13 protein-coding genes are annotated in these 16,841 nt (G+C 70.8%); 7 read left to right on the top strand and 6 right to left on the bottom strand.

Translation table 11 applies throughout. The features are described 5' to 3' along the window. Positions 1 to 2: 2 nt before the first annotated feature. The gene (locus tag VM685_RS13780; protein ID WP_325460732.1) at positions 3 to 1,070 is read right to left on the bottom strand and encodes a phosphotransferase family protein; all 1,068 of its coding nucleotides are present in this window, start codon (positions 1,068 to 1,070) and stop codon (positions 3 to 5) included. Positions 1,071 to 1,253: 183 nt separating this feature from the next. Here VM685_RS13780 and VM685_RS13775 point away from each other — a divergent pair, with 183 nt between their 5' ends. Then, positions 1,254 to 2,630 (top strand): MATE family efflux transporter, encoded by a 1,377-nt coding sequence (locus tag VM685_RS13775; RefSeq protein WP_325460731.1) that lies wholly within the window; start codon positions 1,254 to 1,256, stop codon positions 2,628 to 2,630. Here VM685_RS13775 and VM685_RS13770 read toward each other — a convergent pair. After that, the gene (locus VM685_RS13770) at positions 2,611 to 4,554 is read right to left on the bottom strand and encodes a pyrroloquinoline quinone-dependent dehydrogenase (protein ID WP_325460730.1); all 1,944 of its coding nucleotides are present in this window, start codon (positions 4,552 to 4,554) and stop codon (positions 2,611 to 2,613) included. The genes VM685_RS13775 and VM685_RS13770 overlap by 20 nt on opposite strands. Positions 4,555 to 4,567: 13 nt before the next feature. Here VM685_RS13770 and VM685_RS13765 point away from each other — a divergent pair, with 13 nt between their 5' ends. Then, positions 4,568 to 5,488, top strand: coding sequence for a LytTR family DNA-binding domain-containing protein (locus VM685_RS13765; protein ID WP_325460729.1), 921 nt, complete (start codon positions 4,568 to 4,570; stop codon positions 5,486 to 5,488). Here the strand turns inward: VM685_RS13765 and VM685_RS13760 are convergent. Together VM685_RS13760 and VM685_RS13755 are read right to left on the bottom strand one after the other, a co-directional pair. Next, entirely contained in the window at positions 5,485 to 6,387 is a 903-nt protein-coding gene (locus tag VM685_RS13760) for a cobalamin biosynthesis protein CbiG (RefSeq protein ID WP_325460728.1), read from the bottom strand. The two genes, VM685_RS13765 and VM685_RS13760, sit on opposite strands and share 4 nt — an antisense overlap. Positions 6,388 to 6,463: 76 nt before the next feature. After that, entirely contained in the window at positions 6,464 to 7,465 is a 1,002-nt protein-coding gene (locus VM685_RS13755) for an NADP-dependent oxidoreductase (protein ID WP_325460727.1), read from the bottom strand. A 107-nt stretch (positions 7,466 to 7,572) separates the two neighbouring features. Between VM685_RS13755 and VM685_RS13750 the strand changes: the two genes are divergently transcribed. The 3 genes from VM685_RS13750 to VM685_RS13740 are packed head-to-tail and all read left to right on the top strand — an operon-like array spanning position 7,573 to position 9,398. Beyond that, complete coding sequence (locus tag VM685_RS13750) at positions 7,573 to 8,496, top strand: Gfo/Idh/MocA family oxidoreductase (protein WP_325460726.1); 924 nt, start codon at positions 7,573 to 7,575, stop codon at positions 8,494 to 8,496. Between the two features lie 39 nt (positions 8,497 to 8,535). Further along, on the top strand, positions 8,536 to 9,015 hold the full coding sequence (locus VM685_RS13745; protein WP_325460725.1) for a glutathione peroxidase: 480 nt from the start codon (positions 8,536 to 8,538) through the stop codon (positions 9,013 to 9,015). A gap of 44 nt (positions 9,016 to 9,059) precedes the next feature. Then, positions 9,060 to 9,398 (top strand): globin, encoded by a 339-nt coding sequence (locus VM685_RS13740; protein ID WP_325460724.1) that lies wholly within the window; start codon positions 9,060 to 9,062, stop codon positions 9,396 to 9,398. 46 nt (positions 9,399 to 9,444) lie between these two features. Here the strand turns inward: VM685_RS13740 and VM685_RS13735 are convergent, their stop codons facing one another. Then, on the bottom strand, positions 9,445 to 12,210 hold the full coding sequence (locus tag VM685_RS13735; protein ID WP_325460723.1) for a TonB-dependent receptor: 2,766 nt from the start codon (positions 12,208 to 12,210) through the stop codon (positions 9,445 to 9,447). 521 nt (positions 12,211 to 12,731) lie between these two features. Here VM685_RS13735 and ilvD point away from each other — a divergent pair. Then, on the top strand, positions 12,732 to 14,471 hold the full coding sequence (gene ilvD, locus VM685_RS13730) for a dihydroxy-acid dehydratase (protein WP_325460722.1): 1,740 nt from the start codon (positions 12,732 to 12,734) through the stop codon (positions 14,469 to 14,471). A gap of 1 nt (position 14,472) precedes the next feature. Beyond that, the gene (locus tag VM685_RS13725; protein WP_325460721.1) at positions 14,473 to 15,165 is read left to right on the top strand and encodes an aspartate/glutamate racemase family protein; all 693 of its coding nucleotides are present in this window, start codon (positions 14,473 to 14,475) and stop codon (positions 15,163 to 15,165) included. On the opposite strand, the gene VM685_RS13720 is transcribed toward VM685_RS13725, so the two are convergent. Next, positions 15,162 to 16,817 (bottom strand): acyl-CoA dehydrogenase family protein, encoded by a 1,656-nt coding sequence (locus tag VM685_RS13720; RefSeq protein WP_325460720.1) that lies wholly within the window; start codon positions 16,815 to 16,817, stop codon positions 15,162 to 15,164. The two genes, VM685_RS13725 and VM685_RS13720, sit on opposite strands and share 4 nt — an antisense overlap. Positions 16,818 to 16,841 lie beyond the last annotated feature (24 nt).

Here is a 16,841-nt window from a genome sequence, read left to right as displayed (position 1 = left end):
CGCTATTCCTGTCCGTGGAGGATCGCCAGCGCCTGCTCGGCGAGCGCCGGGCAGCCGTTGACCGCCTCGCGCTCGCTGGCCAGCACACCGGCGAGGGTGCGGGCGTAGACGCCCTGCGAGATCGAGGCCAGGCGGAAGATCGAAAAGGCCATCAGGAACGGCCAGTCCTCGATCTCCCCGCGTCCCGTTCGGCGGCAGTAGGCGGCGACGTATTCGGCCTCGGTGGGGATGCCGCTCGTGGCGAAATCCACCCCGTCCAGGCTGCCCCAGGACGCCCCGTGCGAGCGCCACAGGAAGGCGTTGTAGGCGATGTCGGCCAGCGGGTGGCCGATGGTGGAGAGCTCCCAGTCCAGAACGGCGATGATCCGCGGCTCCGTGGGATGGAACATCACGTTCTCCAGACGGTAGTCGCCGTGGGCGATGGAGACCGACTGGTCCTTCGGGATGCGCGCCGGCAGCTCCTCGATCAGGGCGTCCATGGCCGGGATCGTCTCGGTGGCGGCGTCGCGATATTGGCGGGTCCAGCGGGCCACCTGACGCTCGAAGTAGTTGCCCGGCCGGCCGAAGTCTCCGAGGCCCACCGCTTGGAAGTCCACCTGGTGCAGCCGGGCCAGGGTGGCGTTCAGGTCGTCGTAGATGGCGGCGCGCTCGGCAGGGGCGAGGCCGGGGAGGGCGGCGTCGCGGAAGATACGGCCGGCCAGGTAGTCCATGACGTAGAACGGCGTCCCGATCACCTCGGCGTCCTCGCAGAGCGCACGCATCCGCGGGACCGGAATCTGACCCTCCAGGGCCTTCATCACCCGGTATTCGCGCTCCACCTGGTGGGCGCTGGCGAGGAGCTGGCCCGGCGGCTTCTTGCGCAGGACGTAGCGGCGGCCCTCGCCGCTGGTGAGCAGGAAGGTCGGGTTCGAGGCGCCGCCCTGGAACTGCTGCACCTGCAGCCGCTCACCGACTTCGGGCAGCCGCTCGCGCAGCCAGCCGCGCAGCCGAGCCTCGTCGAAGCGGTGGGCCGGGACGACCTCGCGGACCGGCGGGTCGGGCGTCGTGGCGGCGGTCTCGTCGAGCGTCATCCGGCATCCCCGTGGCGGCAGGAGAAGCGAGTGCGCCGCGACTGCCGTGGCGGCAGTCCAGCGCCTGGGCCTGTGCCTTCCCGGCCACGCCCGCACGGCGAAGGTTAACACGGGCGAAGCTCCGCTTGCCTTTTCAGGCGCGGCGGTCAGTTTCGGCAGCTTCTTTGAAATCCCAGGTGTCCCATGGAGCCCTCCGCGGCCCAGGCGTCCTCGCTCGCGGGAGGGCGCCTCTCTCCCGTTCGCGACGAACTGCCCCGGCTGCTGAAGCTGTCCGGGCCGGTGGTGATGTCGCGCCTGGGCATCATGACCATGGGCCTCACGGACGCCGTGGTCGTCGGCCGCTATTCGGCGAAGGAGCTGGGCTACCACGCGCTCGCCTGGGCCCCGACCAGCGTGGTGCTGACCATGGCCATCGGCCTGCTCATCGGTGTGCAGGTGATGACCGCCCGCGCCATCGGCGAGGGCCGCCGCCACGAGACCGGGGCGGTGCTGCGGCGGGGCCTCACCTACAGCCTGCTGATCGGCGTGGCCTCGACCGTGGGCCTTGCGATCATCGGTCCCCCGTTCCTGCACGTGATCGGCCTGGAGAAGGATCTGGCGGACGGCGCCAGTCGCGCCCTGCTGGTCTTCTCGCTGTCGCTGCCCGGCTATGCGCTCAGCGTCACCGCCAGCTTCTGGCTGGAGGGCCTCTCGCGGCCCGGGCCCGGCGCCTGGGCCATGTGGGCGGCCAATGTGGTCAACCTCGGCCTCGTGCTGCTGCTGGTGCCGGGGCCCTGGGACATCCCTGCCATGGGCGCCGTCGGCGCGGCCTGGGCGACCACCGGGGCGCGGCTGTTCCTGGCCGTGGCCATGCTGGGCTACATCGCCCTGATGCCGGAGGCCCGCGCGCTCGGGGTCTTCGCCAAGCCGCCGCGCGACCGGGCGGCCGAGGCCGAGCAGCGGCGCATCGGCTACGGCGCGGGCGCATCCAACTTCTTCGAGGTCGCCTCCTTCGCCAGCATGAACGTCATCGCCGGCTGGCTGGGCGGCTTGGCCGTGGCGGCCTGGGCGATCGTGCTGAACGTGGCGGCCATCGTCTTCATGGTGCCGCTGGGCCTGGCCACAGGCGGGGCGGTGCTGGTTGGCACCGCCTATGGCGCGCGCGATCCGGTGGGCGTGAACCGCGCCGGTGTCGTGGTGTTCGGCGTCACCGCCGTCTTCGGCGTCCTAGTCACCCTGGCCATCTGGCCCACCGCGGGTCTCATCTCCAGCGGCTACACGCGCGATGCGGCGACCATCGCCATGGCGGCGCCGGCGCTGGCGCTCGCCTGCCTGATGTTCCTGCCCGACTCCCTGCAGGTGGTGGCGGCCCAGGCCCTGCGCGCCCGCGGCGACGTCTGGCTGCCCACCTTCACCCACCTGGCCAGCTACATCGTGATCATGATGCCGCTGGCCTATGTGCTGGCGATACCCATGGGGCTGCACCTGATCGGCATCGTCTGGGCCGTGGTCATCGCCAGCGTCATCTCGGCCGTCCTGCTGCTCGGCCGCTTCTGGCTGCTCAGCCGCCGCCCCTTGTAGGCAGGGCGAACGCCACGAGCGTGTCGCCGCGCTTGGTGTCCGACTTCGCATGCCCGCCAGCGGCGATGACCACGTACTGGCGGCCCTTCCACACATAGGTCATGGGCGTGGCCTGGCCGCCAGCCGGCAGCCGGCCCTTCCACAGCTCCTTGCCCGTGCGCCCGTCGAAGGCCCGCAGATAGTTGTCCACCGCCGCCCCGATGAAGACGAGGCCGGAGCCGGTGGCCATGGGCCCGCCGAAGCTCGGCACGCCGATGGTCCCCAGCAGCAGCTGGCTGCCCGGCGCGAGGTCGCGGGTGGTGCCGAGCGGGACCTCCCAGAGCACCTGGCCTGTCCGCATGTCCACCGCGTGCAGCCGGCCCCACGGCGGCTTGTTGCAGGGCAGCCCCAGCGGCGAGAGCAGCACTTCGCGGCGCATGCCGTAGGGAGCCCCGGCCTGGGCGGAGATCTCCACCCCCGGATTGGCCGCCCGCTCGGCCTTCACCCGGTCGGCCGGGATCAGGGTGACCCGGTGCAGCAGGCTGGAGGTGTTCACGAACGCCACCTGCCGGCCGGGATCGAAGGCCAGGCCGCCCCAGTTCACTCCGCCGCCGGTGAACGGGTGCAGGATCGTCCCCTGCGTCGACGGCGGCGTGTAGATCCCCTCGTTGCGCGCGCCGGCGATCAGCCGGCGGCAGGCCCCACGGTCCCAGGGTGTCAGGCCATAGGCGTCCTCCGCCGACACCCGGATCGGCGTCAGGGGCCGGGGCGCGACGGGGAAGGGCTGGGTCGGCGACAGCCGCTCGCCGGGCGCGGCCCCTTGCGGGACCTTCCGCTCCTCCACCGGGATGACCGGGCGACCGTCATGGCGCGCCAGGGTGAAGATCAGGCCCTGCTTGGTCGGCTGGATGACCGCGGGCGTCGTGCGGCCGCCGTAGGCCACGTCGGCGAGCGTCGGCTGGGCGGGCACGTCGTAGTCCCAGACGTCGTGATGCACGGTGGCGAAGCTCCACGCCGGCCGGCCGGTTTCCGCGTCCAGCGCCACCACCGAATTGGCGTGGCCCTCGTCCCCCAGCCGCGCGCCGCCCCAGAAATCGGGGCTGGGGCTGGAGGTGGGCAGGAAGACCAGCCCGCGCGCCTCGTCCACCGACATGGGCGCCCAGACGTTGGCCGCGCCGGCCTTCACGCCCGCCTCGGCCGCGGCCAGGGGGTCGAAGGTCCAGCGTGGCGCGCCGGTGCGCGGGTCGTAGGCGCGGACGGTCCCGCGCACCTCGTCGATCCGCTGGTTGTCGTCGATGGACGAGCCCACCACGACCACGCCGCGCGCCACGACGGGCGGGGAGGTGATCTGCATGGCGCCCGGCCTCGCCAGCCTCACGCCGGCGCCCACGTCCACGACGCCAGCGGCGCCGAAGCCGGGGCAGGGGCGGCCGCTCGCCGCGTCGAGGGCGAACAGCCGCCGGTCGTTGGTCGCCGTGAAGATCCGCTCCGCGCAGGGCCCATCCGCCGGCGCCTGCGGGTCGCGCCAGTAGGTCACGCCCCGGCAGACGTAGTCGTTGGGATAGTTCACGTGGGGGGCGACCCTGGGATCGAAACGCCAGAGCGCCTTGCCCGTCGCGGGGTCGAGCGCGGCCACGGCGTTGAACGGCGAACAGAGGTAGAGCCGGCCGCCCGCCAGGATCGGCGTCGCCTCGAAGGAGGCCTGCTCCATGGCCTCGCCCTTGGCGGTCATCTCGCCCGTCGAATAGCTCCAGGCGACCTTCAGCCCGCGCACATTGGCCGGGGTGATCTGGGCCGCGGGCGAGTACCGCGTGCCGCCGGCGTCGGAGCCGAAGTGGGCCCAGCCGACGTCCGGCGCAGGCGCAGGCGGGGCGGGTGGCGAACAGGCGGCCAGAGCGAGTAAGGTCGTCAGCGTCGCGGCCGGGGCGGAGCGCAGGGAAATCATCGTGGGATCCGGGATGGCGTCGAGGAACGCCCCTACCAAGCATGATCGCGCGTCGGCCCAAGCGGCGGGTGACGAGCGGCGGCGGGGCGGTGACGGCGCGGCCGCCGTCGGGCCGAGCGGCGCGGGGTCAGGGCCGAGCGGCGCGGCGCGCGAGGCGCTGCTGTTCGTCTGGCTGATCGCCATGGCTATCGTCGTGATGGTCATGGTGTTCAACGTCACGACCCGGGTCCACAACCTGCCTGAGCATGGCGTGCTGTGGCCGCTCATCGACGAGCTCTCGAGCGCGCTCGTGACCTCCGTCGTGGCCCTGCTGCCGCTGGGCCTGGCGCTCTGGGTGGTCCGCCGCCGCCCGCCGGCCTGGCAGGCGGCGCTCGCCTGGATCGCCGGCGCCGCGGCCTATCCCGCGGCTCACGTGGCGGGCTTCGTGGCGTTGCGGACCCTGGCCTACGAGCCCCTGCTGGGCCGGCGCTATGTGTTCGCGCCGCTGATCCCCGAGTTCCTGTACGAGGCCAGCAAGGACGTGCCGGCCTTCGCGCTCGGCGGGCTCATCGCCTGGCTGGTGTTCCGCTGGCGGCTGAGCGCGCCCTCGCCGAACGGCGGCCCGGGCGCCGACGACGTCCTCGACATCCGCGACGGGGCGCGCCTCATCCGCACGCCGCTGGCCGAGGTGCTCGCCGCGCGCTCGGCGGGCAACTACGTGGAGTTCCTGCTGGCGGACGGCCGCCGGCCGCTGATGCGCACCCCGCTCGCGGCCCTGGCCGACCGGCTGGCCGGTCGCGGCTTCGTGCGCACCCACAGGTCGTGGCTCGTCAACACCGCGCGGGTGACGGGCCTCAGGCCCGACGGCTCGGGCGACTACACGGTGGAGCTAGGGGCCGAGGAGGCGCCGCTGTCCCGGCGCTTCCGCGCAGCCCTGCAGGCGATCCGCGCCTAGGCGCCGGCGCCGAGGATCCAGCCCTCTTCGCGCTCGGCCTCGAGCACGACCTCGGCGGCGGTCCCCTTCGGCGCCGCGAACAGGCCGCCCAGCTTGTTGGCCTCGTCCAGCTTGGCGAAATGCTCCGCGGTCGTGCGCACCTGGGCCAGGTCCTTCACCTCGCCGGGGCCCGGCTGGACCTTCAGCAGCGAGGGGTAGACCTCGGCCACCACCACGTCGACGCCGGCCAGGTCGGCCTCGGTCAGCGCCTTGAAGCCGGTCTCGAAGGGCCAGGCCTTCAGCGCCTCGCCGCGGGCCAGCTTCAGCCGTCGCACCGCCGGGATGCCGAGGATCGCCTGACCGCCGACGGATCCGTTGTAATAGAGCTTCCAGATCGAGGCCGCGCCCTTGGCCGCCAGGTCCGCGTGCCGGAACTCCGGCAGGTCGTCGGGGCCGTGGTTGCGGGTGCGCTTCGGCTGCAGGGTGGTCAGGGCGTCCTTCGGGGGGCAGCCCCAGAACGGGAAAGGCCCGCCGGTCAGCCGCCGGTTGATCTCGGAGCCGACCGAGAAGCGGTTGTTCGTGTTGTCGGCCTTGTCCTTGGCCATCTTGTCGATCTGGTCCCAGGACGCGCGCCAGGGCTGCTCGCCCGGCAGCTTCAGGGCGGCCGCGAATCCACGCGGGAATCCGAGCGGGAAGTCGAAGCCGACCAGCGCCCGCTCGGAGCGCTTCTTGAAGTCGTCGAGGATCAGGTTGAGACGCTTCTCGGCCTCCGCCCGGGTCGGTGGGTTGAAGCTCTCGAACGTCAGCCGGAAGCGAACGTCGCGCTTCAGCACGCCGATCCAGACGGAATCCGCCCCGGTGGTCGGCTTGGAGGCGGCGCTCCAGTCGACGATCACATAGGCGCTGAAAAGGCGCGGCACGTTGGCGGCTCCATTAGGCGGGGACGGTGGCTTCTAACCCCTCTGGAAGAACGGGCCAACGGCCGCGACGTTCACCTCACGCGAGCTTCACCAGCATCTTGCCCAGGTTGTCCCCCTTGAAGAGGCCCATGAAGGCGTCCGGCGCCTTCTCGATCCCTTCGAAGACGGTTTCCTTCCAGGTCACCTTTCCCTCGCGGGCCCAGCCGGAGAGGTCCTCGATGTACTTCGGCATCATGTCGAAGTGGTGGGAGACGATGAAGCCTTCCATGCGGATGTTCTTGCCGATCAGCAGGGCCAGGTTGCTCGGGCCGGGCTGCGGCTCGGTGGCGTTGTAGATCGAGATCATCCCGCAGATGGCGAACCGGGCGAACAGCCGCGCGGCGTTAAGCGCCGCCTCCAGGTGGTCGCCGCCGACGTTGTCGAAGTAGACGTCGATGCCGTCCGGCGCGCCGGCGAGGATCGCCGCCGTCAGGTCCTTCTCGGCCTTGTAGTCGATGGCGTGGTCCACCCCGATGGACTTCAGGAACGCGACCTTCTCGGGACCGCCCGCCGAGGCGATCACCCGGTGGCCCTTGGCCTTGGCGATCTGGGCGACCATGGAGCCCACCGCGCCCGCGCCGCCGGAGACGAACACCACGTCACCTTCCTTCAGGGCGGCCACGCGCAGCAGGCCGGCGTAGGCGGTCAGCCCCGGCATGCCGGCGGCGCCGAGGAAGGCCTGGACGGGCAGGCCGCGCGGATCGAGCTTCTGCAGGGTGTTGGCGGGCGCGGTGAACGCCTCGCGCCAGCCGAGCTGCGAGAGGACGAGGTCGCCTTCCTTCAGGTTCGCGTCGTTGGAGGCGGTCACCTGGCCCACCGCGCCGCCGGTCATGACCTCGCCCAGCTGGAAGGGCGGGGCGTAGCTCTTCACGTCGTTCATGCGGCCGCGCATGTAGGGATCGACCGTCATCCAGAGGTTCTTCACCTGGACCTCGCCGGGACCCGGGTCCTTCAGCTCGACGGCGGCGATCTCGAAATTGTCGTGGGTGGGGTTGCCCACCGGGCGGCTCTTCAGCCGGACTTCGCGCACCGTGGCCATGGACGTCCCTCTCGTTCTCGTTGGTTCAAACGAGTGTTTAGACCGGACGGGGCTGTGGCGTCGAGGCTGCTCCTCTGGTAGGCGCTCGCGCCAATCCGGAGGTCTCCATGGCTGAGTCCCTGCGCGGCGGCGTCATCGGGGCCGGCGTCTTCGGCGGCTACCACGCCCGCCAGTACGCCCGGCTCGATGGCGTGGTCCTGTCCGCGGTCCTCGACCCCCATCCCGACCGCGCGGCCCGCGTGGCCGTGCCCCTGGGCGGCCGCGCCTTCCACGAGATGGCGGAGTTCCTCGACGCCGTCGACGTGGTGACCATCGCATCGCCCGCCAGCCACCACGCCGGCCAGGCGATCGCCGCGCTCGAGGCCGGCAAGCACGTCTATGTGGAGAAGCCGATCGCGGTCACCGTCGCCGACGCCGAGAAGGTCCGCAGCCTGGCGCAGGCCAAGGGACTTGTGGTCGCCTGCGGCCACCAGGAGCGGGTGGTGTTCCGCGCCATGGGCCTGCTGGACGTTCCCGAGCAGCCGCTGTTCCTGGAGGCTCTGCGCCACGGCCCGCCGTCGGAGCGCAGCCGCGACGTCTCGGCCGTGCTCGACCTGATGATCCATGACCTGGATCTGGCGCTCTCCATCTCCGCCGCCGAGCCGGTAACCGCAGAGGGCGAGGGCGAGCAGGGGAAGGGCGGCGTCTGGGACGTGATCCGCTCCGAGGTCAGCTTCGAGGACGGCTTCACCGCCCGCTTCGACGTCTCGCGCATGGCGCCCGAGCGGCGGCGGCACATGAAGGTGGTCTACCCCTCCGGCGAGGTGGAGATCGACTTCGTGACCCGCGAGTTCCGCAACACCACCCCCTTCGCGCTCAACCGCGACTTCGCCGACACCCCGGCCGCCAACGACCCGCTCGGCGCGAGCGTGGAGGGCTTCCTGCAGGCCGTGCGGGGCGAGGCGCCCCGGCCGATCGTCACCGCCGAGGAGGCGATCCGGGCGCTCGATCTGGCGCTGGCGGTCGAACAGGCGTTGGAAGACGTGGGGTAACGGCGCTAGCCTTGGCGCGAGACGTCCAGGAGGACAGCCATGACATCCAGCGCGCACGAGCTCTCGTTCAACACCATCGACGGCCAGCCCCTGCCGCTCACCACCTTCCGCGACAAGGTGGTGCTGGTGGTCAACACCGCCTCCCAGTGCGGGCTGACGCCGCAGTACGACGGCCTGGAGCAGCTCTATTCCGAATACAAGGACCGTGGCCTCGTGGTGCTCGGCGTGCCCTGCAACCAGTTCGCGGGCCAGGAGCCGGGCACGGAGGCCGAGATCAAGGACTTCTGCGAGACCCGCTTCAAGATCGACTTCCCGCTCACCGCGAAGGTCGACGTGAAGGGCGACGGCGCGCACCCGTTCTACCGCTGGGCCGAGCAGCAGCTGGGCGAGCCGGCGGTGCCGGTCTGGAACTTCCACAAGATCCTGGTGGGCAAGAATGGCGAGGCGATCCGCGCCTTCGGGCCGCGCACCGATCCCCTCGACAGCGAGGTCACCGATGCGATCGAGGGCGCGCTCTGAGCCCCGACGCCGTCTCCCGGTCCCTGGACCTGCTGGCCGAGCGCGTGGGCGACCCGACGCCGCTCGTCTATGCGCGCCTGTTCGCCGAACTCCCTGAGACCGAGGCCCTGTTCGTGCGCGACACCCTCGGCGCGGTGCGGGGCGAGATGCTGGCGGTGGCGTTCCAGTGCCTGCTGGACCTGGACGGCAGCTACGGGGCGAACTTCATCGCCGCCGAGCGGGTGAACCACGACGCTTTCGGGGTCGCGCCCGAGGCCTTCGCCCGCTTCTTCCCGATCGTCCGCGACGTCTGCCGCGAGAGCCTTGGCGCGGACTGGACGGCGGAGTTCGAACGCGCCTGGGCCGAGCGCCTGGAGCGGGTCGCGGGCCTGGTCCACGCCTGACGAAACGGGCGCTCCGCGGATTGCCGCGGAGCGCCCCTCGTCGTCCCTAGAAGAACCGGTACTGCAGCTCGATGCCGTAGGTGCGCGGCGGGGTGAGCGGATAGGTGCTCGCCACGCCCTGCACCACGTTGCTGATCGGCGCCCCGGCCGGCGGAGTGTAGATGCTGCCGGCCCGCCGGGTCGCGCCCGCGCCGCCCTCGTAGCCGAGGTCGTCGAAGATGTTCTTGATGAATGCGATGACCGTCACCTTGTCATCCGGCGCCTGCCAGGTGACGCGGGCGTCCCACTGATCCCACGACGGCGACTTGTAGTAGTCGCGGTTGAAGATCGAGCCGTACTGGGCGTCGCGCCAGATGTAGCTCACCGAGCCGATCAGCGCCCCGCCGGCCGGCAGGTCCCAGGTGTAGTTGGCGTTGACCGCCACCTTGTGCTTGGGCGCATTCGGCAGGGAGTTGCCGTCCAGGTCCTGCACCCGCTGGAAGCCGCCGTTCGGATCCGGCGTGGCGGAGACCTGGGTCGTCGCGCCGGCGGCGTTCACCACCGGCCGCGGGCTCGTGTAGACGTCCGCCGCGCAGGTGGTCGTCGTGTCGCCGTAGACGATGGCCCGGCAGTTGGCGCGGTTGGTGATCGGCGTCGCCCGGGCGTTGAGCGCGGCGGGATCGACTGGGTCGACGGCCGTGCCCTCGGTGATCTCGGCGTCGAGGTAGGAGTAGTTGAACAGGATCTGGAGGTTGTCGACCGGCTGCCAGATCGACTCCAGTTCCACGCCCTTCGAGGTCGCCTTCGGCACGTTGTAGAGGATGGCCTCCGAGGCGGCGACCGAACCGGAGGTGTTGATCACGCTGAGCGGGATCTGGGCGTTCTGGTAGTCGTAGTAGAAGGCCGCCAGGTTGGTCTGCAGCCGCCCGCCGAAGGTCTTCTTCATCCCGATCTCGAAGGCGTCCACCGTCTCCTTCTCGGTGCGCGGGTTGGGCGAGAAGCCGACGTCGATGCCGATCCGGAACCCGCCCGGCTTGTAGCCGTGGCTGTAGCGGGCATAGGCGTTGGTGTCGGCGTCCGGCTCCCACTTCACCCCGATGTTGCCGGTGGCCTCCTTCCAGGTGTCGGAGAGCGGCCGGATGGCGAAGCCGGTGGCCTGGTCGAAGGTCGTCGGGCCCGAGACGCCCGGCGGCAGGGTGGGCCGCGGCCCCCACTGGTTCTCGGTGATGTCCACCGGCGGGATGCCGCCCGGCACCGCGCCGTTCAGCTCCGGAGCCGCGAAGCAGCCGGCGACCAGGTAACAGAGCAGCCGTCCGCGCTCGACGCCCTCCTTTTTGTCCACCGAGTAGCGGGCCCCGACGGTCAGGGTGAAGGTGGGGATGAATTCCCAGTCGATCTGGCCGTAGACGGCCTTCGAGGTGATGTCGAATTCCGGCTGGGTGTCGAAGATCCGCTGGCTTGGGTTGGGCGGGCAGACGCCCTGCCGCTGGGCGCAGAGCAGGGCGGGCACGCCGAACGGCCCCTGCACGCGGGGCTCGTCGGGCAGGTAGGTGTAGACCGGCTGGGTGTAGTTCTCGTCCCAGTGGTAGAGGCCGGCCAGCCACTGGAGCGGCCCGTCGCCGGTGGAGACCAGGGTGAGCTCGTTGCTCCACCACTGCTCGCGCTCCTGGTAGTTGAAGGCGTAGCGCGGCCGGACCGTCAGGTTGCCGCCGGGCACCAGCGACGGCAGGCGGTAGGCGACGATCGGAGCGGTGTTGTCCACCGGAGTCGGCCCGTTCAGGGCGTAGTTGTAGTTCACCGCGCCGGTCAGGTAGCGCAGGTCGAAGCCCTCGAAGTGGTAGGTCCACTCGCTTGCGAAGATGTAGGTGCCGTTCAGGTCCACGTCGTAGGGCACGGTGGACGCGATCTTCCGCGGATTGGTCAGCGCCGGGTTCACGCAGCCTTGCGGCGACAGGTTCACCACATTGCTGGTGTTCGGGTTGCAGCCGTAGCCGGGGTTCAGCGTGATGGCCGTCGAGAACAGGGCCTCGGTGGTGGGGTAGGGGGCCGGCGTCCAGGTCGCACGCGCGCCCGGGCCGCCGGCGCCGTTGCGCCACTCGATCCAGGTGAGCTTGGCCCAGCCCTCGAAGTTCTCGTGGAAGTCGAACTTCAGCTGGCCCTCGACGATGTTGGTGTCGATGACGTTGCCCTCGTCCGGAAAGCCCGGGACGATGTTGTCGATCCAGCCCTTGGTCTGCTTCTCCCAGTTGGCCGCGATCCGGAAGGTGATCCCCGGGACCATGGTCGGGCCGGAGGCCGCGAACTCCAGGAGGTGGTGGTTGTAGTTCTGGTACTGCGCCCGGGCTTCAGCGTACCACTCGTCGGTCGGCCGCTTGGACACCAGGTTGATGGCGCCGGCCACGGCGTTGCGCCCGTAGAGGGTGGCCTGCGGCCCGCGCAGGATCTCCGTCCGCTCCAGGAACAGCGGCGTCTTGCCGGCCTCGACCGTCGAGGTGGTGTAGATGCCGTCCGAATAGACCGACACCGACGCGTCGGCCGAGTGGACGTTGCTGGTCCGGCCAACGCCGCGCAGGCTCACCCGGTCCGTCTGGCTGGAGTACTGCAGCCCCGGCGTGAAGTTGGTGATGTCGGCCACGCTGGTGATGCCGATGATGTCCCGGTTCTCCGAGGTGAAGGCGGAGACGGCGACCGGCACGTCCTGCAGGCTCTGCTCACGCTTCTCGGCGGTGATCACGAGCTCTTCGATGGTGTTGGTGGTCTGCGCGTGCGCAGTCGTGCCCAAGACGGCGGCCAGCAGGGCGCTGGACGCCATGAAGTAGAGTTTGCGATGCATTGTCAGCCGCCTCCCCGCAGCTTCTGAGTGAGCGCTATTGCCTGCGCTTCAAAGCCAAGCTGAAGCAGCCTCGACCACGCGTCAACGTGCGCGACGCAAACTGAACATTGATAACTAAATATGGCTCACCTTGCCTTGCTGTTCTCGGTGAGAATTCAACCTAGGATGGGTTGTAGCCGGAAGAAGACCGGCGCACTGTCGTGCGGTTACTGACTTTGTTCTTCCCAGAGAACAACCTGGAGGCGCGCTTCGGCGCGCCTCTTTTGTTGTCCGGGAGTGGTATTCGCGGTGGGCGCCCGCGCGGCGAAGGTCGGGCCTCAGACGCCTCAATCGCTTGCGCCGCAAGGGATAGCGTCGTTCCGCGAAAGCCGCGGCGTGGCCGCAGGGGGGCGGGTGGAGACGGCGCCGGCGGCACAGCTACAAGTAGCGCGCCTCGCCGCAGCGGCCGGTTTGCGGGCCTCGGGTCTTCCCCGGGGCTTTTCACCCCTCTAAGGAAGGCGCCTCTAGTCGGAGGCGTCGCTATGCACCGGAAACCAGACGGGACCTGGGACAAGACCAGGCTGCCCAGCCGCCACGTGACGGAAGGCCCCTCGCGGGCCCCGCACCGGTCCTACTACTACGCCATGGGCCTCGGCAGCCGGGAGATCGCCCAGCCCTTCGTCGGCGTGGCCTCCTGCTGGAACCAGGCGGCGCCCTGCAACACCGCGCTGATGCGCCAGGCCAACGCCGCCGCCGAGGGGGTGAAGGCCGCCGGCGGCACGCCGCGGGAGTTCTGCACCATCACGGTGACCGACGGCATCGCCATGGGTCACGAAGGCATGCGCTCGTCGCTGGCCAGCCGCGAGGTGATCGCCGACTCGGTCGAGCTGACCATGCGCGGCCACGGCTATGACGCCCTGGTCGGCGTCGCCGGCTGCGACAAGAGCCTGCCGGGCATGATGATGGCCATGCTGCGCCTCAACGTGCCGTCGGTGTTCATCTACGGCGGCTCGATCCTGCCGGGCCGGCTCGACGGCAAGGATCTCACTGTCCAGGACGTCTTCGAAGCGGTCGGGCAGTTCTCCGCCGGCGCCATCAGCGAGGAGCGGCTCTGCCAGGTGGAGCAGCACGCCTGCCCGGGCGACGGCGCCTGCGGCGGCCAGTTCACCGCCAACACCATGGCCATGGTCTCCGAGGCCATCGGCCTGGCCTTGCCGCTCTCCTCGGCCTTGCCGGCCGCCTACACCGATCGCGACCAGTTCGCCCGCGCCTCGGGCGAGGCGGTGATGCGGCTGATCGAGCAGAACATTCGACCGCGCGACATCTGCACCCGCGACGCGTTCGAGAACGCAGCGGTGGTGATCGCGGCCAGCGGCGGCTCCACCAACGGCGGCCTGCACCTGCCGGCCATGGCCCACGAGTGCGGTATCGAGTTCACGCTCCGCGACTTCGCCGAGATCTGCGCCCGCACCCCCTACATCGCCGACCTGAAGCCCGGCGGCCGGTTCGTGGCGAAGGACATGGGTGAGGCCGGCGGCACGCCCATGCTGCTGAAGACGCTGCTGGAAGGCGGCTACCTCCACGGCGACGTCATGACCGTCACCGGCAAGACGCTGGCCGAGAACGTCGCTGACGTGGTCTGGCGCGACGACCAGGAGGTCATCCGCCCGGTCTCCAACCCGCTGTCGCCCACCGGCGGCGTCGTCGGCCTCTGGGGCTCGCTGGCCCCGGACGGCTGCATCACCAAGGTCGCGGGCCTGAAGCACACCAAGCACCGCGGCCCGGCCCGCGTGTTCGACGGCGAGGACGCCTGCTTCGCGGCCGTCACCGCCCGCGACTACAAGGAAGGCGACGTCCTGGTCATCCGCTACGAGGGCCCGAAGGGCGGCCCTGGCATGCGCGAGATGCTGGCCACCACCGCGGCCCTCTACGGCCAGGGCGTGGAGAACATCGCCCTGATCACCGACGGCCGGTTCTCGGGTGCGACCCGCGGCCTCTGCATCGGCCACGTCGGCCCGGAAGCCGCCGCCGGCGGCCCGATCGCGCTCGTGAAGGACGGCGACATCATCACCATCGACGCCGATGCGGGGACGATCGAGCTGGAGGTCGACCCCATCGAGCTCGAGCACCGCGCGCACCTGCTCGCCCAGGAGCCGCCACGGCGGACGAACTACCAGACGGGCGCGATCTGGAAGTTCGCCCAGGGGGTCGGTCCGGCCCACCTGGGGGCGGTGACCCATCCGGGCGCGAAGGCCGAGACCCACGTCTACGCGGACCTCTGAGGTGCGCACGCTCGGCCTGATCGGCGGGATCAGCGCCGAGAGCACGGTCGTCTACTACCAGCTGATCAACCGGCTGGTGCGCGAGCGGCTGGGCGGGCTGCACTCGGCGAAGCTGATCCTGTGGTCGGTGGACTTCGCGCCGATCGCCGAGCTGCAGGCCAAGGGCGACTGGGACGAGACGGGCCGCCAGCTCGGCGAGGCCGCCCGGAGGCTCGCCGCTGCCGGCGCCGAGGCCATGCTGATCTGCGCCAACACCATGCACCTGAACGCTCCGCAGGTGGCGGAGGCCGGCGGCGTGCCGGTGATCCACATCGCCGACGCGACGGCCGAGGCGCTGAAGGCCCGCGGGGTGAAGCGGCCGCTGCTGCTCGCCACCCGCTTCACCATGGAGAAGCCGTTCTACCTGGACCGGCTGCGCGGGCAGGGGCTGGACGGCTTCGCGCCGGAGCAGGCCGACCGCGAGCGCCTGCACGCCATCATCTACGACGAGCTCTGCCAGGGCGTGATCCGCGAGGACTCCCGGGCCGCCGTCCTGGAGATCATCGAGCGCGGCCGCGCGGCCGGCGCCGACGGGGTGATATTCGGCTGCACCGAGATCGGGCTCCTCCTGGACCCCGCGCAGATGGCCCTGCCCACCGTCGACAGCGCCGTCGCCCACTGCGAGGCCGCCGTGGACTTCGCGCTGGGCGTCTAGTCGAACCGCTGCCGCGCCACGATGGCGGCGATGTCCACGCCGGCCGGAAGCGTCCCGAACGAGCGGCCCCAGTCGCCCGCCAGCCGGGTGGCGCAGAAGCCGTCGGCCACGGCCGGCGGCGCGTGGCGCACCAGCAGCGCCCCCTGCAGCACCAGCGCCATGCGCTCGGCGGTGATCCGCGCTTCGCCCTCTGTGGGACGATGGCGGGCGAGCCCGTCGAGCAGGGTCCCGGCGGCGGCGTCCAGCCGGGCGTCGGCGCCCCGCGCCTCGGCGATCTCGGCGGCATAGGCCTCCAGCGCCAGCGGTTCTCGGCCCAGGGTGCGCAGGATGTCGAGGGCGATGACGTTGCCGGAGCCCTCCCAGATCGCGTTCAGCGGGCTCTCGCGGAACAGCCGGGGCAGGGGCGTCTCCTCCACGTAGCCGACGCCCCCGTGGCACTCCATGCACTCGTAGACGAAGTTCGGGTTGCGTTTGGTGAGCCAGTACTTGCCCACGGCCACCGATAGCCGGGCGAAGGCGCGGCCGGCCGGGTCCTCGGCGTCGAAAGCGCGGGCCACCCGCATGGAGAGCGCCACGGCGGCCTCGTACTCCAGCGCAAGGTCGGCGATCACCGCGGTCATCGCGGGCTGGTCGATCAGGGTCTTCTGGAAGGCGCGGCGGCCGCTCACCTGGTGGACCGCCTGGGCCAGCGCCATGCGCATGATGCCGAGGGTCCCGCCCATGGTCCCCAGCCGGGTGTGGTGGACCATGTCGATGATCACCTTCACCCCTTCGCCCTCCTCGCCGAGGAGCTGGGCGTAGGCGTCGTGGTACTCGATCTCGCTGGAGGCGTTGGACTTGTTGCCCAGCTTGTCCTTCAGCCGCATCACCCGGACGCCGTTGCGCTCGCCGTCCGGCGTGATGCGGGGGACGAGGAAGCAGGAGAGGCCGCGCTCGGCGTAGGCCAGCGTCAGGAAGCCGTCGCTCATCGGCGCCGAGCAGAACCACTTGTGCCCCACCAGCCGGTAGGCGCGCGGGTCGGAGCTCTCCAGCCTATACGCGCGGGTGGTGTTGGCCCGCACGTCCGAGCCGCCCTGCTTCTCGGTCATGGCCATGCCCACTGTGATCCCGGCCTTGCCGGCGATGGGCCCGAGCGGGGCGTCGTAGCGGCCGCCGAGCAGCTTCTCCAGCCAGGGGCCGGTGACGTCCGGCTGCACGCGCAGGGCCGGGACGGCGGCATAGGTCATGTTGATCGGGCACATCACGCCGGCTTCCGCCTGCGTGAACAGCGCCAGCAGCGACAGGTGGCCCACGTGGCCGCCCGGCCGCTCGGCGGTCCAGGCGATGTCGTGGATCCGGTGCTCCATCGCGAGCGCCATCAGCGAATGGTAGGCCGGGTGGAAGCGGGCCTCGTCCACGCGCCGGCCGTAGCGGTCGAAGGTGACCAGCTCGGGCGGGAAGCGGTTGGCCTCCGCGCCCCATTCCAGCACCTGTTCGGAGCCCACCGCCGCGCCCAGTCGGGAGAGCGGCTCGTCCAGCCAGGCGCCGCCCTCGCGCTGGGCGCCTTCGCGGAAGGCCGCGTCGATCGCGTAGAGGTTTCGGCCGCCGAACTCCGGCGGCTGGTTCATGACCTCATGGGTCTCGAGACGGGTCGTGGGGGCGAAGCTGGGCATGACGCATCCGATCCTAAGCGCCCG

The sequence above is a fragment of the Phenylobacterium sp. genome (genome assembly GCF_035539035.1).
GTDB lineage: Bacteria > Pseudomonadota > Alphaproteobacteria > Caulobacterales > Caulobacteraceae > Phenylobacterium.
The sequence above is the reverse complement of the archived record's forward strand: the minus strand, read 5'-3'. Positions and strand labels throughout refer to the sequence as shown.

Bases quoted from the DNA above. Each gene is read 5' to 3' on its own strand.
- VM685_RS13780 (WP_325460732.1), bottom strand. From the start codon at position 1,070: ATGACGCTCGACGAGACCGCCGCCACGACGCCCGACCCGCCGGTCCGC.
- VM685_RS13775 (WP_325460731.1), top strand. From the start codon at position 1,254: ATGGAGCCCTCCGCGGCCCAGGCGTCCTCGCTCGCGGGAGGGCGCCTC.
- VM685_RS13770 (WP_325460730.1), bottom strand. From the start codon at position 4,554: ATGATTTCCCTGCGCTCCGCCCCGGCCGCGACGCTGACGACCTTACTC.
- VM685_RS13765 (WP_325460729.1), top strand. From the start codon at position 4,568: ATGGCGTCGAGGAACGCCCCTACCAAGCATGATCGCGCGTCGGCCCAA.
- VM685_RS13755 (WP_325460727.1), bottom strand. From the start codon at position 7,465: ATGGCCACGGTGCGCGAAGTCCGGCTGAAGAGCCGCCCGGTGGGCAAC.
- VM685_RS13750 (WP_325460726.1), top strand. From the start codon at position 7,573: ATGGCTGAGTCCCTGCGCGGCGGCGTCATCGGGGCCGGCGTCTTCGGC.
- VM685_RS13745 (WP_325460725.1), top strand. From the start codon at position 8,536: ATGACATCCAGCGCGCACGAGCTCTCGTTCAACACCATCGACGGCCAG.
- VM685_RS13735 (WP_325460723.1), bottom strand. From the start codon at position 12,210: ATGCATCGCAAACTCTACTTCATGGCGTCCAGCGCCCTGCTGGCCGCC.
- ilvD (WP_325460722.1), top strand. From the start codon at position 12,732: ATGCACCGGAAACCAGACGGGACCTGGGACAAGACCAGGCTGCCCAGC.
- VM685_RS13720 (WP_325460720.1), bottom strand. From the start codon at position 16,817: ATGCCCAGCTTCGCCCCCACGACCCGTCTCGAGACCCATGAGGTCATG.